At 41.5% G+C, this 16,413-nt stretch carries 15 protein-coding genes; 14 read left to right on the forward strand and 1 reads right to left on the reverse strand.

Annotation, left to right across the window (positions count from 1 at the left end; translation table 11 throughout):
* Window positions 1-89: 89 nt before the first annotated feature.
* The 14 genes from JS40_RS01610 (at window position 90) to JS40_RS01680 (ending at window position 15,703) form a co-directional block, all read left to right on the forward strand.
* A complete protein-coding gene (locus JS40_RS01610; protein WP_034257855.1) occupies window positions 90-449 on the forward strand; it encodes a hypothetical protein in 360 nt (119 codons plus the stop codon).
* Complete coding sequence (locus tag JS40_RS01615) at window positions 450-1,100, forward strand: hypothetical protein (protein WP_034257856.1); 651 nt, start codon at window positions 450-452, stop codon at window positions 1,098-1,100. It abuts the gene before it with no gap.
* A 1-nt stretch (window position 1,101) separates the two neighbouring features.
* Complete coding sequence (locus JS40_RS01620; RefSeq protein WP_034257857.1) at window positions 1,102-1,890, forward strand: sensor histidine kinase; 789 nt, start codon at window positions 1,102-1,104, stop codon at window positions 1,888-1,890.
* On the forward strand, window positions 1,887-2,564 hold the full coding sequence (locus JS40_RS01625; RefSeq protein ID WP_034257858.1) for a response regulator transcription factor: 678 nt from the start codon (window positions 1,887-1,889) through the stop codon (window positions 2,562-2,564). Before JS40_RS01620 ends, JS40_RS01625 begins: the two co-directional genes overlap by 4 nt.
* Window positions 2,565-2,639: 75 nt before the next feature.
* On the forward strand, window positions 2,640-4,181 hold the full coding sequence (locus tag JS40_RS01630) for a YifB family Mg chelatase-like AAA ATPase (RefSeq protein ID WP_034257859.1): 1,542 nt from the start codon (window positions 2,640-2,642) through the stop codon (window positions 4,179-4,181).
* A gap of 150 nt (window positions 4,182-4,331) precedes the next feature.
* Entirely contained in the window at window positions 4,332-5,870 is a 1,539-nt protein-coding gene (locus JS40_RS01635) for a T9SS type A sorting domain-containing protein (protein ID WP_051957458.1), read from the forward strand.
* 617 nt (window positions 5,871-6,487) lie between these two features.
* Entirely contained in the window at window positions 6,488-9,358 is a 2,871-nt protein-coding gene (locus tag JS40_RS01640) for a M16 family metallopeptidase (RefSeq protein WP_034257860.1), read from the forward strand.
* 86 nt (window positions 9,359-9,444) lie between these two features.
* On the forward strand, window positions 9,445-10,668 hold the full coding sequence (locus JS40_RS01645; RefSeq protein WP_034257861.1) for an Nramp family divalent metal transporter: 1,224 nt from the start codon (window positions 9,445-9,447) through the stop codon (window positions 10,666-10,668).
* Window positions 10,665-11,402, forward strand: a complete 738-nt coding sequence (locus tag JS40_RS01650; protein WP_034257862.1) for a LamB/YcsF family protein — start codon at window positions 10,665-10,667, stop codon at window positions 11,400-11,402. Before JS40_RS01645 ends, JS40_RS01650 begins: the two co-directional genes overlap by 4 nt.
* Window positions 11,399-12,124 (forward strand): 5-oxoprolinase subunit PxpB, encoded by a 726-nt coding sequence (gene pxpB, locus JS40_RS01655; protein ID WP_034257863.1) that lies wholly within the window; start codon window positions 11,399-11,401, stop codon window positions 12,122-12,124. Before JS40_RS01650 ends, pxpB begins: the two co-directional genes overlap by 4 nt.
* Window positions 12,117-12,962: a 5-oxoprolinase subunit C family protein gene (locus JS40_RS01660; RefSeq protein WP_034257864.1), complete on the forward strand. Its 846-nt coding sequence runs from the start codon at window positions 12,117-12,119 to the stop codon at window positions 12,960-12,962. Before pxpB ends, JS40_RS01660 begins: the two co-directional genes overlap by 8 nt.
* A 298-nt stretch (window positions 12,963-13,260) precedes the next feature.
* On the forward strand, window positions 13,261-13,593 hold the full coding sequence (locus JS40_RS01665) for a hypothetical protein (protein ID WP_034257865.1): 333 nt from the start codon (window positions 13,261-13,263) through the stop codon (window positions 13,591-13,593).
* Between the two features lie 684 nt (window positions 13,594-14,277).
* A complete protein-coding gene (locus JS40_RS01675; RefSeq protein ID WP_034257867.1) occupies window positions 14,278-15,069 on the forward strand; it encodes a sensor histidine kinase in 792 nt (263 codons plus the stop codon).
* A complete protein-coding gene (locus JS40_RS01680; RefSeq protein ID WP_034257868.1) occupies window positions 15,050-15,703 on the forward strand; it encodes a response regulator transcription factor in 654 nt (217 codons plus the stop codon). Before JS40_RS01675 ends, JS40_RS01680 begins: the two co-directional genes overlap by 20 nt.
* Here JS40_RS01680 and JS40_RS01685 read toward each other — a convergent pair whose 3' ends face one another.
* Entirely contained in the window at window positions 15,704-16,405 is a 702-nt protein-coding gene (locus JS40_RS01685) for an RluA family pseudouridine synthase (RefSeq protein ID WP_034257869.1), read from the reverse strand.
* Window positions 16,406-16,413 lie beyond the last annotated feature (8 nt).

Below are 16,413 nucleotides of genomic sequence, written 5' to 3' on the forward strand. Positions count from 1 at the left end.
TTGTCGATCAATCTTTACCAAGGATCCTATTGATAACCATTGGTTTTTTTATACTTTTAAGTCTGATAATAACCTTAAACAACTAAATTATGAGTGAGACCGATAAGAAGATCACCCTCCAGCAGGCAAAGGACTGGACCGCGAACTGGAGAAGTACACCCTCCACCAGCGCACGAGCCTTTTTAATTCCTGTTCAAGATCTGCAAGGCGTACTTGCCGAAATGGGGAACCCTACGTCAGGGGACGCCTGTGTACGAGCGTATCTGGGAATTGACACGGCAACCAATACCGAAAAGTTGATCATCGTTGGAACCGAAAAGAACCGAGAAGGCGTGTATGAGGATCTACTGCCTGTCTCGCTCAATACTATTGATGCAGGAGCCAACGGGATCTGGGACTTTTCAGAGCCTTGTCCTCCAAAATGTGATCCAAACAGCGCTTTGAACTAAATGAGTGATGTATTCGATATTCTGGGGGATATTACGATCTATTTGTCGGTTATATACCCCATTTTTTATATTCTTGGTTTTTCAAAGAACAACAAAACCTACAAAATCTTTACCCTTTACCTTATTGCCATAGCACTGGTTCAAATTTCCTTGCGTTTGCATAAATATGTCTATCCAAGCCAACCTAATTTGTACTTGTTCGTATATTACTTTGTATCTCAGTTTATTTTTCTCTCGCTATTCTATTATCAGTTACTTAAGCAGAAATGGATTCTTTTTGTAGGAGGAGCAACCTTGCTTTTTATCGGGGTGCAATACATGGTCACTCCGGATATGTATTTTCGTTACAACCCCATAGGTGCTAGTATCACACAAGGTCTATTGGTCTTTTATTCCTTATTGTATTTCTACCGCTCCTTATCCGGAAAGAAAGAGTTTCTTATTGTGAATGTGGGTATTTTCTTTTATCTCTTGTCAAGTATCCTCATCTTTGCCTCGGGGAATCTGGTATTAGATGAGACGATTCCGGCGTACATACCCAGTCTATTACAGGATATCAATATCTCCTTGTATCTTATTTTTCAATTGCTTATCATTTTGGAATGGTGGAAGAATTACTCGCATAGTGTGGTAATAAAATTCAAGAATTAGTATGATTTCTTCTGAAGATCAGATTATCGTAATCATTATTACAGCGCTCGTCATGGTGATCCTCATGTCGGCAGCGATCATTGCTTTTTTCTATTTCAGCCGAAAGAAGATCGTAAAAACCGAACTGGAAAAGGCGAACATGCAGATCGAACACCAAAAGGACGTCATCCAATCAACATTGATTACTCAGGAAGAGGAGCGGAAGCGTATCGCACAGGACCTTCACGATGCCATTAGCTCAAAGCTCAACGTGGTCTCGCTCAATGCCAATTTTTTAACCGAAGAAAATATCTCCTCCCGGCAAACCAACACCATTGGAAAGCAGATCCTGTCCATCACTTCCACAATTTTAGAAAGTTCCCGTAAGATCGCTCATGACCTCTTGCCGCCAACCATAGAAAAATTTGGTCTCAAAGCAGCCCTGGAAGAATTATGCGATGAGGTGGGAGAGACAAAAAAGTTTCAAATACGTTATGATCTTTCGTATGAGGAAGGATTTTTACCTTCGGAAAAGGAATTGCATTTGTTTCGTATTGTGCAAGAGCTATTTAATAACGCAATAAAACATTCCGAAGCGACCACCTTGCAACTCACCTTAAAAACCGAACAAAACGAACTATCTTTACAATACGAAGATAACGGAAAGGGCTTTGATCCTCATACCCAAAAATTGGCGAAAGGCCTCGGGATGAGCGGTATTACCAATCGTGTGGCGATCTTGAACGGATCGTTAGCAACCGTCTCAAATCCGGGGGAAGGTGTTCAATTGATTATACGAATAGAAAGATGAGTGAGAAGATTCATGTGGTACTGGCAGACGATGAAGAACTTTTTAGGGTGGGGATGTCCTATATCCTCTCCCGTGACGCTTCCATTGAGATCGATCATGAAGCATCGAACGGTCAGGAGCTTTTGGACTACCTCGCTAAAGCAACAAAACTACCCGGTATCATTGTGATGGATATTAAAATGCCAAAACTGAATGGTGTGGAAGCAACCAAACGCATCCGACAAGAATATCCCGGGATTAGTATTATTACGCTTACCACCTACAATACAAAACCATTTATTAGAAACATGATCGATGTGGGTGCCAGTGCCTATTTGGTAAAGAATTCACCCCCCGAAAAAGTGATACATACCATCAAACAAGTTTATTACAATGGCTTTTATTACGATAATTACGTGATGCAGATCCTCAACGAGCGTGCTGCTTCGCTTGCTATTGCAGATGAGAAATCTGTATTTGACGAAAATTTCTTAACGCCGCGTGAAAGGGATGTCTTAGAGCTTATTTGTAAACAGCTCACGACCCAGGAGATCGCCGAAACCTTGTTTATTAGTCCGCGTACGGTAGAAGTACACCGCAAGAACCTCTTAGAAAAAACCGGTGTAAAGAATATTGCCGGCTTAGTGATATTTGCTATTAACAACGATCTGGTGCCGCCCATCATTATAGATTAGGTTGTTATTTTCTTCGGAAGGTATTTTTTACTACCTTAGTCCTTCAGCAGTCAACTCCCCGATTAATGATCGATCATGCTTACAAAAGTATACGGGAGTGCCGTCTTTGGCGTTGACGCAACCACCATCACAGTAGAAGTTAATGTAGATAAAGGAATAGGGTATCACCTTGTGGGGCTGCCCGATAATGCAATTCGGGAAAGTAACTACCGCATTGCCGCTTCTCTCCAGAATAACGGGTATAAGATTCCCGGAAAAAAACTCATTCTCAACATGTCTCCGGCCGATATGCGTAAGGAGGGTTCTGCTTACGACCTGCCTTTGGCCATGGGCATTTTGGTTGCCACCGGGCAAATAACAGAAGAGGTCCCTTTATCCAACTTCATTATCATGGGAGAGTTGTCTCTGGACGGGAGCCTGCAACCCATTCGCGGGGCACTACCCATAGCTGTTAAAGCCAAAGAAGAAGGTTTTAAAGGCTTTATCCTTCCGAAGCAAAACGCAAAAGAAGCCGCTATCGTGGACGGCATCGCGGTGTACGGTGCCGATACCATTAAAGAAGTGATCGATCTTATTAACGAAGGGATACCCATTCCGCAGACCCTTGTGGATATGGAAGCCGAATTTTACGAACGCCTTGAGAACCCGGAACATGATTTTGCCGATGTAAAAGGCCAGGAATCCATCAAGCGATGTATGGAGATCGCCGCTGCTGGCGGTCATAATATTATTCTTATTGGTCCGCCCGGCTCCGGAAAGACCATGCTTGCAAAGCGTTTACCTAGTATTCTGCCGCCACTGTCGCTGTCTGAAGCCTTAGAGACGACCAAGATCCATAGTGTGGCGGGCCGGACCTTAGAAAAGGGAGGGGTGATGACCAGCAGACCGTTTCGCAGTCCGCACCACACCATCTCAGATGTGGCATTAGTTGGCGGTGGTCAATATCCGCAACCGGGAGAGATCTCATTGGCGCATAACGGGGTCTTGTTTTTAGACGAACTTCCCGAATTTAAGCGCAGTGTGTTGGAGGTCATGCGACAACCACTGGAAGACAGGGAGGTCACTATTTCCAGAGCGCGCTTTACAGTGACATATCCCTCGAGTTTTATGCTGGTTGCAAGTATGAACCCGAGTCCGGGCGGATATTTTAACGACCCGGATGCACCTGTAACTTCCTCACCTGCCGAGATGCAACGATATCTTGGGAAGATATCGGGTCCGCTGCTGGACCGTATCGACCTTCATATTGAGGTGACACCGGTCCCTTTTGAGAAGTTAAGTGAAGAACGAAAAGGAGAACACAGTTTGGCCATACGAGAACGGGTGACGCAGGCTCGGAAGCTTCAGGCGGAACGCTTTTCCAAATTTCCGCAGATCCATTACAATGCTCAAATGGGGGTAAAGCAGATTCGCACCTATTGCAAACTCGATACGGGATCGCTTCAGTTGCTGAAGACCGCTATGGAACGATTGAACCTTTCGGCCAGGGCCTATGACCGCATCTTGAAAGTGGCTCGCACGATAGCCGATCTGGATGCTTCCGAAGCGATCCTGGGAACTCATATTTCCGAAGCCATCCAATACCGAAGTTTGGATAGGGACGGTTGGTTGGGGTAGCACGCTGAGTGATTTTGCCAAAGAAAGGAGCAAAATAGTATCGAAATGTAGATAGGGATGAGTGGTTAGATTTATTTACAAATATTTACTTTTACTGGTATTTTGGATACAAGACTTTTACAAATTAAGTATATTTAGTAAATTTTTTTTATGAAAGCTAAAAACTTGGCAGTACTCGTATTTTTTTATACAATTAGTTGTTTATCGCAACCAGCTATTGAATGGCAAAAATCTTTAGGTGGTAGTGTTACAGATTTTGCTTCTTCGATTATACAAAGTTCTGATGCGGGTTATATAATTTGCGGAAGAAGCAATTCTACAGATGGAGACGTCACAGGTAATCATGGCGATTATGATTTTTGGATTGTTAAGCTTAATGCTTCGGGAGAATTAGGTTGGCAAAGATCTTTAGGTGGTAGCGATAGAGATATTGCTAATTCTATTATTCAAACTCAAGATAGCGGTTTTATTGTAGGGGGATCTAGTATTTCAAATGATGGAGATGTTACTGGAAATCATGGAGGAACTGATTGTTGGGTTGTCAAATTAGATTCAGCTGGTGTGATAGAATGGCAAAGGACTTTTGGAGGGACTGGTAATGATGGCGTTAGTGCTATTCAGCAAACCACCGACGGCGGTTATATCGTTTCGGCTGTCAGCGATTCAAACGATGGTGATGTCTCGGGTAATCACGGAAGTGCAGATTATTGGGTTATTAAGCTTAATAATTTAGGAATTATAGAATGGCAAAAATCCTTAGGTGGTTCAAACTATGAAGAAAACCATTCAATAAAGCAAACATCAGATGATGGTTACATTTTAGCAGGACTCAGTCATTCAAATGACGGAGATGTAACAGGAAACCATGGAAGTAGTGACTATTGGATTGTAAAATTGTCCACTGGGGGTGATGTTGAATGGCAAAAATCTTTTGGGGGAAGTGATATTGATACTGCTAATTCTATTCAACAAACTTTAGATGGCGGATATGTTGTTGTAGGAATTTCTCAATCAGACGATGGAGATGTAATTGGAAATCAAGGTGGAGCCGATTCTTGGGTAATAAAACTTTCTGATACAGGCGATATTGAATGGCAAAGATCTTTAGGTGGGTCCCTTTTTGATGCTGGATATAATATACAACAAACACAGGAAGGCGGGTATATGATCGGGGGATATAGTAATTCAAATGACGGTGATGTTACCGGAAATCATGGAAATGAGGATTATTGGATAGTAAAATTAAATAATTTAGGTAACATAGTTTGGCAGAAATCTTTAGGCGGAAGTAATTTTGATTCCGCTTACACTACCGATCAGACCTTAGATGGGGATTTTATTGTTGCTGGAAGCAGTGATTCTAACGATGGAGATGTTAGTGGAAATCATGGAGGTAGAGATTTTTGGATTGTAAAGCTGTCAACTAATTTAGGAAATATTGATGAAGTGTTTAATAATTTAATTACTCTTTATCCTAATCCAAATAATGGATTATTTACGTTAGAATTTTTGGAAGAAACAAACGCAACTTCTTTTAATATTACAGATATTCAGGGAAAAGTAGTTTATTCAGAAAATATTAATTCATCGTTACAAATTTTGATAGATCATAGCTTCAAATCCGGATTGTATTTTATCAATATTATATCGGATCTTTCAAAGAATACAATAAAGTTTATTGTAAAATAAGTTCAGTACAAAATTTTATTTTCGAGATACAACCAAAAGTTTCAATAATAGGTTTTTTTTCCTTTGCTATTGAAGTTTAAAACACATAATATATATAATTTTGTGAGTCAAAATTATGGAATATATACAATACTTTCTTTCATTATTTTTTTATTAATTTTATATTCTCCCCATAAATAATTGAAAACTAAATTTTTATGTTTAATATTAAATTAATCTTGGGGTTTTTCTTCATTTCAATAATACCACTATTTGGCCAAGTTAGTTCTTGTCAAGATTTAATTTTTCCTTCCAAAGAATCGTCGTTATATCAAGGCATTTATTATAGTGACAATGCTTGGGAGAACGGGGAATCAATAACTATATGCTTTTTAGAGGTAGTGGTGTTTTAAATATCTATATTTCTGCTAAATTGACATCGTCGATTTGGAAGCTTCAGAAAAAATTGCCGGAGATCACATTTCGGAAGCCATCAAATACCGAAGTTTAGACAGAGACGGGTGGTTCGGGTAATGGAGACACTTAGGCCGATTGTAAGGATATTGTTTTAACACTTTTTTAAGAATTGTGTTGCATTGCCATTGTATCTTTAGCACTCTTATAAAAACAATCAAAAAATGACTTCAAGAAATTCTTTTAAAATGCTGGCAATCTTCCTGTTTGCTATAGCATTTGCAATGACATCCTGTAAAAATGAAAATGCCGATAAGGCCGAGGAAACCGCGCAACTCTCCATCGATTTTGAAAAATACGAACTGGAGAACGGTTTGGACGTTGTATTGCACCAAGACAAGAGCGACCCCATTGTCTCACTAGCCATACAATATGGGGTGGGATCGAACCGTGAAAAAACCGGACGTACCGGGTTCGCACATTTATTTGAGCATATGTTATTCCAAGAATCTGAGAATGTGGGACAGGATCAGTTCTTTAAGAAGATACAGGATGCCGGGGGAACGTTGAACGGCGGGACCTGGAAGGACGGGACGATCTATTATGAAGTGGTTCCCAAGAATGCCATGGAAATGATCATGTGGTTGGAAAGTGACCGTATGGGATATTTGATCAATACTGTAACCGAATCTGCTTTCTATAATCAGCAGGAAGTGGTACAGAACGAGAAGAGACAGCGTGTGGACAACAACCCTTACGGACATACAAATTGGGTTTTGGACAAGAATCTGTATCCCGAAGGCCATCCTTACAACTGGCAGGTGATCGGGGAATTGGTCGATCTGCAAAATGCAACTGTAGAAGATGTTCGTGAATTCTATGATCGTTTTTACGGGCCTAACAATGCAACTTTGGTACTGGCAGGAGATTTTGAAAAAGAGGAAGCCAAGCAAATGATAGAAAAGTATTTTGGTGAGATCAAACGACGTCAAGAAGTTGAGCCATTAAAACCACAACCCGTTACATTAGAAACGACCAAACGTTTTTATCACGAAGATAATTTTGCCACAGCGCCTCAGTTAAATATGGTTTGGCCTACACCGGAACAATATACCGAAGACGCCTATGCACTTGATTTTCTTGCAGAGATCCTTTCGCAAGGCAAGAAGGCACCTTTGTATAAGGTATTGGTGAAACAAAAAGACCTCACCTCACAGACCAATGCATATAACAATGCACAGGAATTGGCCGGAGAATTTCATATCCGTATCACCGCGAACAACGGTGTGGACTTGAAGAAAGTAGAAGAAGGAATTTTTGAAGCCTTTCAATTATTTGAAAAAGAAGGTGTCACCGACCGTGATATTGAGCGTATCAAGGCAGGTCTGGAAACACAATTCTACAATGGTATTTCCAGTGTGTTGGGTAAATCCTTCCAGTTAGCACAGTACAATGTATTTGCAGGAGATCCCGGTTTTATAGAGCAGGATATCGAGAATATCAAGAAAGTGACAAAAGAAGATGTCATGAGAGTTTATAACACCTACATTAAAGATAAGCCGTATGTAATGACCAGTTTTGTTCCAAAAGGACAATTGGACCTTATCGCTGCCAATTCTGAAAAGGCCGCCGTTGTAGAAGAAGAGATCAAAGAGAATGTGACCAAGACAGTAACAGATTCTAATGAAGAGATCGCAAAAACTCCTTCTAAAATAGACCGATCGGTGGAACCGACTCAAGGAGAAGCTCCGAAGCTGACAATTCCTGATACTTGGACAGCAGAACTTTCTAATGGTATGGATGTCTACGGAATTGAGCAGAACGAGATCCCAACCGTTAATTTCAGTTTGGTGATAGAAGGCGGTCATTTAATGGACAGTAAAGATAAGAATGGTGTCGCCAACCTAATGACAGATATCATGATGGAAGGAACGGCAAACAAAACACCGGAGCAATTGGAAGAAGAGATCGAACTTTTAGGAGCTTCAATTAATATGTATACCACAAACGAATCGATCGTGATCCGCGGAAATACCTTAACGCGTAATTTCGATAAGACAATGAAGCTTATTGAAGAGATCCTGTTGGAGCCGCGATGGGACGAAGAAGAATTTGGACGTATTAAGACCAAGACCATCAATGAGATTAAAAGAGCCGATGCCAATCCGAATGTGGTTGCCAATCGGGTTTACGACAAGCTTTTATATGGTGAGGATCATATCTTTAGTTACCCTATAAGCGGAACAGAAGAAGCCGTACAGGCCATCACCATAAACGATTTGAAGGAATTCTATACTAAGAATTTTTCTCCAAGCATCAGTACCTTTCACGTGGTTGGAAAAATTGATAAGGAGGAAGCTTTGAAGAGCCTAAACGGTCTGGAGGAGCGTTGGAAGGCAAAAGAAGTGACCATTCCGGAATATCCTATTGCAAATACACGCGATAAAGCTTCTCTGTATTTTGTAGACATCCCGAATGCAAAACAATCTGTGATCAATATAGGTTACATTGCCTTACCTAGAACCGACAAGGATTTCTATCCGGCGGAGGTGATGAACTATAAATTGGGAGGATCTTTTTCAGGGAATGTCAATCTTATCCTTCGGGAAGAGAAAGGGTACACCTATGGCGCCCGTACCGGTTTTAGCGGAAGTAAGATCCCCGGAACCTTTACGGCTTCTTCCAGTGTTAGAACCAACACTACGGGAGAATCTGTAAAGATATTCAAAGATGAGATCGCTAAATACAAGGATGGAATTTCGGAAGAAGATCTGGAATTCACTAAGAATGCCTTGATCAAATCCAATGCACGTCGCTTTGAAACACAATTCTCGTTGCTTGGAATGCTTCAGGAAATGAGCAGCTATGAGCTACCTCCCAACTATATCGAAAATGAAGAAAAAGTGATCAAGAATATGACCTTGGAACAACATAAAGAGTTGGCCAATAAATACCTAGATGAGTCCAAAATGGCTTACTTGGTAGTGGGCGACGCTGCAACGCAGTTTGCACAGTTCAAGAAAATGGGCTTCGATGAAGTAAAGTTGTTGAATAAGGAAGGAGAAGAAGTAAAATTGGAAGATGTTAAGATGTAAGTTTAATTTTTAATAGTTGAAGAAGGGGACGCCATAGGCGTCCCTTTTTTTTTGATACCTTTAGCAGAACAAGTGATCTTAAAAGTTTGAAACAACGCTTCAACAATATTGGCCCCGGAACCTTAGTCGCAGCCGCTTTCATTGGCCCCGGAACGGTTACGGTCTGTACTTTGGCCGGTATTCAGTTTGGGTTCACCTTGCTTTGGGCGATGGCACTTTCCATCATCGCTACGATCGTACTCCAGGAAATGGCAGCGAGGCTCGGTCTTGTATCGGGCATGGGGCTTGCTGAGAATATAAGAAAGGAAATAAGACATCCTTTTGCCAAAGGTCTTGCGATACTGCTAATGCTGTCGGCAATTTTACTGGGAAATGCAGCTTACGAGGCGGGGAATATCAGCGGAGGAGTGTTGGGCCTTCAAACTATTTTTGAACACAGCATGCTTTCATTTGCAGGTGTGGAGATCAATCTGCTTAGTTTAGGTATAGGTGCATTGGCATTTCTACTGCTCTATATTGGGAATTATAAAATAATAGAACGCAGTCTTATAGCTTTAGTACTACTTATGAGCATATCCTTTGTGATCACTGCTGTGCTTACCTTTCCGGATGTTTTCGAAATCCTGCAAGGGGTTTTTGTTCCTAAGGTTCCGGAAGAGGGTTGGCTCACCATCATCGCGTTGGTAGGCACCACTGTGGTGCCCTACAATCTGTTTCTTCATGCTTCTCTGGTCAAGGAAAAGTGGAACGGAGTGGGGGAGCTTGCTGCTGCTCGTAAGGATCTTTATATCTCAATCCTTTTGGGAGGGCTCGTATCCATGGCTATCATCATTTCGGCAGCGGCAATACAGCAAAGTGAGGTGTCAAATGCCTCAGACCTAGCCAAAAGCTTAGCACCGCTGTTTGGCAGTTTCGCAACGTATTTTTTAAGTATAGGCTTATTTGCTGCAGGGATCACTTCAGCTATAACGGCTCCCTTAGCGGCAGCCTATGTTGTAAAAGGTTGTTTTGGATGGCAGAACGGATTGCGAAGTTCAAAATTTAGAGCAGTTTGGATGAGTGTTCTGGGATTGGGCATCCTCTTTTCATCCTTAGGGATCAAACCTATTGAGATCATTCAGTTTGCACAGGTAGCTAACGGTATTTTATTACCTGTCATTGCGATATTTTTGTTGTGGGTTGTCAATAGAAATTCGGTAATGGGGATCAATCGCAATACCGTAATACAAAATATCCTGGGCGTGCTCATAGTACTTACCAGCATTTTATTGGGATTGAAGAGTCTGGCTAAAGTATTCGAGATAATATGACCAAGAAGCCAATAGATATTAACGCAGACCTTGGTGAAGGCACCGGAAACGATGAAAACATAATGCCTTTGATCACTTCCTGTAGTATTGCCTGTGGCGGACACTACGGGACAGATGTTAGCATGCGGACCGCCGTACAGCTCGCAAAGAAACATCATGTGGGCGTGGGAGCACACCCTTCCTTTCCCGATCGCGATCATTTTGGGCGGAAAGTACTAAGTATGACCAAAAGTGAGCTCACCCGGAGCATTTTCGATCAATTGATCCATTTCTATGCTGTTTGCGAAACCGAAGCGGTACCTGTGCATCATATCAAACTGCACGGTGCTCTTTACAATTATGCAGCAGTGGATGCCCCAACCGCCGATGCCGTAGTGGAGGCTATAGTAGCGACCAAGATACGACCAAAACTATATGTTCCACACCGGTCTATTTTAGCAAAAAAAGCCGAAAACCTACTACCCCTGGTGTTCGAAGCATTTATCGACCGAAGGTATAACGACGACCTATCTCTGGTAGATCGTTCCAAAAAAGGAGCTCTTATTGAGAGTCCCCAACAAGCTTGGCAGCAGTTGTTAGAGATGTACGCTTCTCAATCGGTTACAAGTATATCCAGACGTGTTCAGCCCATTATTGCACACACCTATTGCATTCATAGCGATCATGCGGCAGCAGTCCCTATTTTACGGTATATTCATGAAAAGATGCAGCAACATTCCATTCCATTATCATGAATATAGCACCCAGCATTCGACCCTTTGGAAAGCACGGGATCCTCATTTCCTTTCCTCCCGAAATTTCTCAGGAGGTGCATAGAGAGGTTTTGGCTTGGCGTGACGCAGTGCTTCACTCTTTTTCTGAAAAGATCGTTGATGTTGTGCCAGCCTACCATTCCTTAGCCGTTTTTGTAAACGATCATGTCAATGTTGAAACTTTTATAGCCTTGCTGAAGGATCTTTCTGTTTCTGAAACTGAATCCGCTATCACCAATTATTGTATCACCATACCGGTTTGTTATGATGAAACTTTTGGTCTCGACCTGAAGGAACTTTCCGAAGCAAAAAAAATGACTATGGAGCAGATCATCCAAAAACATACTGCTCCAACATACCAAGTCTATTTTTTAGGGTTTCTACCGGGTTTTCCGTATTTGGGAGGTCTGGATCCACAGCTGTTCCATCCTCGAAAACCTACCGCCCGCTCGCAGATAGATCAAGGAGCAGTGGCTATTGGCGGGGGACAAACAGGAATCTACCCTATGGCGTGTCCCGGGGGATGGAACATACTCGGTAAAACACCGTTGGTGATGTTCGATCCCAAAAAAGCGATTCCCTCACTTGTGACCCCCGGCGATTATATTAAGTTCCGCAGTATCTCTTTAAAGGAATTTGAAACCATTGCTGCAAAGGTGGCAAAGCGATCCTATAATATTGAAAAGGAGGTGTATCGTGATTGAAGTACTTTCGGGAGGGATGTATACGAACATCCAGGATATGGGGCGATTTGGTTATAGGTCTCAGGGAGTTCCTGTGAGTGGCGCTATGGACCAGTTTTCTGCCGGACTTTCAAACAGACTGCTTGGCAATGCCGAAGGGGATGCCGTGCTGGAGATCACCCACATAGGTCCGGTACTTCGATTCACACAATCCACCGTCATTGCAATCACAGGAGCAGGTTTTTCACCTACGTATAATGATGTGGAAATTCCATTGAATACCCGTGTTCATGTACGGCCGGGGGGTGTTCTAAAATTTGGATTGCCGGGATATGGTATAAGAGCATACCTGGCAGTGCTTGGAGGTTTTCAATCCGACTACATTATGGGCAGTTATAGTTTCTATGAAGGAGTCACTCCAAAGGCATCACTCAGCTCCGGTGATGTGTTGCGTATATCTGAAATCACTTCAGCAAAAGAAAAAACAACAGCTTCGGTAAAGATAGACCGAACCGTTTTCGAGCGTCGTTATCTGGAGGTTTTAAAAGGGCCGGAGTTCGATCAACTCTCAACTTCCTTTCAGGAAGCTTTAGTGACTACCTTTGCTACGGTCTCTTCAAAAAGCAATCGTATGGCTTACCTTCTTGAAGGATTCCACGGTCTAACGGCCACAGAGATCATTACAGCTCCCGTGCAACCGGGAACCGTTCAATTGATGCCGTCGGGTCATTGTGCGGTACTCATGCGGGATGCACAAACTACAGGGGGCTATGCACGTGTGCTTCAGCTAACGGAGAGTGCGATAAATACCTTGGCACAAAAACGAGCAGGAGATGAGGTTTGCTTTAAACTCAAATAGATTTCACAAAGTTTTTGAGCGAACGTAATGACTGATTCACACCGTCGATAAACCGAGTAATTTTTGAATTTTTAGTGCTCATAAAAATGCGGATAGTATATAATCGTCTAATTTACAGGTATTACCAATAGGATACAAAAGGCTTTTTCCTCAAAAAGTTGATTGCTGCCGAAAGTTATACCATAGGAAAAACCCTGTTCCAAGGAGCGGTATTTTCCCCTATTCTTAGATATGTGAGGTGACAACCAAAGATTTTAACTAATTTTAAGATCAATTAACCAACTAAACAAAATCAATTATGGGAAGACCAGCCAAATGCGTTACCGTTCAAGAAGGAAAAGATCTGCAAAAGAATTACAGAGACACCAAAGGAACTTCAGACTCGTATGAAGTGGTATACAGTCTGGATGAATTACAAGAGTTCTTGGATTATGTTCGCGAACTTTCTTCGGAACAAAATATAGCAAAACCGGGTATTCGGATATACTATGCAGCATACGACCTGCCGCAACCCAACAAGGGAACGGTTCTATTGTCTGCGACCGAAGGAACTGCTTCCAGCGCCAATAATAACTACAATATTGATCCGTTGAACAGGGGAGCAGGAGGGTGGCCTCCCAAAGCTTATTAAATTGGATTTTACTTATTTCATACAACATACGCTGCCAATATTGCTACTTGAATTGGGAGCAGCAGTTGCCGGAACGTATTATATTCGAAAAAATGCTCAATTAAAAAGCACTAACTATTTAGTGCTTTTTCTGTGGATCACATTTTTTGTTGAACTGACCGGGTATTACGCAGGAATAGCCCATTTTACACAGTACAAGTATTTTTCTTTTGTGAAAGACACTTTATTTCAAAATAATTATTGGCTTTATAATGGTTATACATTACTGAGTTTTAGTTTTTTTATCTACTATTTTCGATCGTTCTTACGTTCTGCTTCATGGCGATTGCTGTTGGCTGGCTTTCTTGGCTTTTTTATTTTTTCATCCATTTTAAGCTTTTTTATAACAGACACGTTCTTTACAAGTTACTCACAATTTGTTTCGCTCGTTGGCACTCTTTTGTTATCAATCAGTATTGTATTATTTTATTTTGAATTGTTGCGAAGTGATATGTTGCTTCAGTTGAAGCACTTTTTGCCGCTGTACATTTCAGCTGGGGTACTAGTTTTCAATTTATGCGTAACCCCTATTGATATCTTTTCAGAATATTTTAAAAACAATACATTTCTCGTGGAATTGAAAGTGTATGTTTATCTTTATGCGAATATTTTCATGTACTGCAGCTTTATAATTGGATTTATTATATGCTCGAAAAAGAAGAGGTCTTATTAATTGGATACTTTATTGCGGTCATTTTCTTTTTGGTCCTTTTTGTGGTACTCTTCTTTATTGCATTTCAGCGTAAGAAGAACAAGTATTTGCTGGAACGATTTGAAGCAGAAAAGAAATTTCAAACCGAATTGGTCAATGCACAACTCGAGATCCAGGAACAAACCTTAAAAAACATTGCCTGGGAGCTCCACGATAATGTGGGGCAATTGCTTTCCGTAGCGAATATTCAGCTAAATATGCTTATAAACGCAGCTCCCGCCGAACTGCACCAAAGGATCATGGAAACAAAGGAGGTGGTAAAGGAATCTGTAACAGAAGTGCGCTCTCTCTCCAAAAGTCTTAATCAGGATGTGATCCGTAAGAACGGATTGATACAATCTTTAGAGGTGGAAATAGCACGGTTTAATCGCCTGAATTTTCTAAAAGCAGCGCTAAAAATAACAGGCAAAGAGGAGGTAATTAAAGGTGAGAACGAAATAATTATTTTTAGGATTCTTCAGGAATGTTTCTCAAATGTGATGAAACATGCTAAGGCAACTAAATTATTTGTACATTTAGATTACAAAGTTGATACCCTTGAAATCACCGTTATTGATGACGGTGTGGGCTTCGATCCTGATAAGAAAAGTGGTAATAGTGGTATGGAAACCATGAAAAGCCGCGCGGAATTACTGGAAGCTACATTTGTTTTAACTTCCAAACCGGGTCAAGGCTCCCAAATGGTATTGCAATATCCCTATTCCCATGACCAAAAAACAACCTAACTACGTAGCAATTGTTGATGACCATTTACTATTTGCCGGGTCACTGGAAAAATTAATCGAAACTTTCAATGGATTCGATGTCCTCTATCATGCCAAGAACGGTGCAGACCTTCAGCAAAAAATTAAAGAAAATGCTCAACTGCCGGATATCATCTTGCTTGATATCAATATGCCTGTTATGGATGGCTTTGAGACCGTGAAATGGCTTACTGAAAATCATCCTTCCATTAAAGTACTGGCACTTTCCATGGAAGATGATGAAACTGTAATACTAAGGATGCTTCGGAGTGGTGCTAAAGGGTATTTGCTAAAAGACATTCATCCCGATAAACTGGAAGAGGCCCTAAATGAAGTAATGGAAAAAGGGTATTACCATTCCGAAAAAGTTGCTGAAACATTACTGCACTCTCTTCGTCCCGATGATTCATCAGTAGATCTGGTCCTGAAAGAAAATGAGATCACCTTCATGCAACTGGCCTGCAGTGAGATGACCTATAAAGAAATTGCAGCGGTCATGAACTTGAGCCCAAAGACCATCGACGGGTATCGTCAAGAACTGTTCAACAAACTACATATAAAGAATAGGGTAGGGCTGGTGATCTATGGTCTTAAGAACGAGATCATTTCACTGTGATCAGTCACAGGCATTCCATATAGGGTCGTCCGGAGGCGGCGCTACGAAACTAACCTCTTCTTTTTGTACGGGATGCACAAAATTTAGCTTTCTGGAGTGTAGATGGATGCTGCCGTCCTTATTACTGCGATCGAAACCGTATTTTAGATCTCCTTTGATAGGAGTGCCTATACCCGATAACTGACTCCGAATTTGGTGATGTCTGCCCGTTTCGAGATCGATCTCCAACAGATAATAATTTTGAAGCGCTTTTTTCACCTTATAATGAAGCACTGCTTTCTTACTGTCCGGAACCTTTTTCTCATGCGCATACGATTTGTTCTGCTTTGGATTACGCTTTAAATAATGAGTCAGGGTTCCTTCAGGTTTGGCCGGAATATTCTTCACGATCGCCCAGTAGGTTTTTTCTGTTTCTCTTTCTGAAAACAATTTGTTCAATCGCGTTAAAGCCTTCGATGTTCGTGCGAATACAACGATCCCACTCGTAGGACGATCCAACCGATGCACCACGCCCAGATAGACAGCGCCGGGTTTGTTATATTTTTCGGCGATGTATTCCTTTACCACTTCTGAAAGCGGCATATCACCCGTTTTATCTCCTTGCACGATATCTCCTGGACGTTTATTGATAACGATTAAATGATTGTCTTCATAGAGGACTTGAAGATTTTCCTTGGTGCTATGTACAGATAATGGTGCGATAATAAATT

Source organism: Altibacter lentus (genome assembly GCF_000746845.1).
Lineage (GTDB): Bacteria > Bacteroidota > Bacteroidia > Flavobacteriales > Flavobacteriaceae > Altibacter > Altibacter lentus.

Bases quoted from the DNA above. Each gene is read 5' to 3' on its own strand.
- JS40_RS01675 (WP_034257867.1), top strand. From the start codon at position 14,278: ATGCTCGAAAAAGAAGAGGTCTTATTAATTGGATACTTTATTGCGGTC.
- JS40_RS01680 (WP_034257868.1), top strand. From the start codon at position 15,050: ATGACCAAAAAACAACCTAACTACGTAGCAATTGTTGATGACCATTTA.
- JS40_RS01620 (WP_034257857.1), top strand. From the start codon at position 1,102: ATGATTTCTTCTGAAGATCAGATTATCGTAATCATTATTACAGCGCTC.
- JS40_RS01610 (WP_034257855.1), top strand. From the start codon at position 90: ATGAGTGAGACCGATAAGAAGATCACCCTCCAGCAGGCAAAGGACTGG.
- JS40_RS01640 (WP_034257860.1), top strand. From the start codon at position 6,488: ATGACTTCAAGAAATTCTTTTAAAATGCTGGCAATCTTCCTGTTTGCT.
- pxpB (WP_034257863.1), top strand. From the start codon at position 11,399: ATGAATATAGCACCCAGCATTCGACCCTTTGGAAAGCACGGGATCCTC.
- JS40_RS01665 (WP_034257865.1), top strand. From the start codon at position 13,261: ATGGGAAGACCAGCCAAATGCGTTACCGTTCAAGAAGGAAAAGATCTG.
- JS40_RS01615 (WP_034257856.1), top strand. From the start codon at position 450: ATGAGTGATGTATTCGATATTCTGGGGGATATTACGATCTATTTGTCG.
- JS40_RS01635 (WP_051957458.1), top strand. From the start codon at position 4,332: ATGAAAGCTAAAAACTTGGCAGTACTCGTATTTTTTTATACAATTAGT.
- JS40_RS01650 (WP_034257862.1), top strand. From the start codon at position 10,665: ATGACCAAGAAGCCAATAGATATTAACGCAGACCTTGGTGAAGGCACC.
- JS40_RS01630 (WP_034257859.1), top strand. From the start codon at position 2,640: ATGCTTACAAAAGTATACGGGAGTGCCGTCTTTGGCGTTGACGCAACC.
- JS40_RS01625 (WP_034257858.1), top strand. From the start codon at position 1,887: ATGAGTGAGAAGATTCATGTGGTACTGGCAGACGATGAAGAACTTTTT.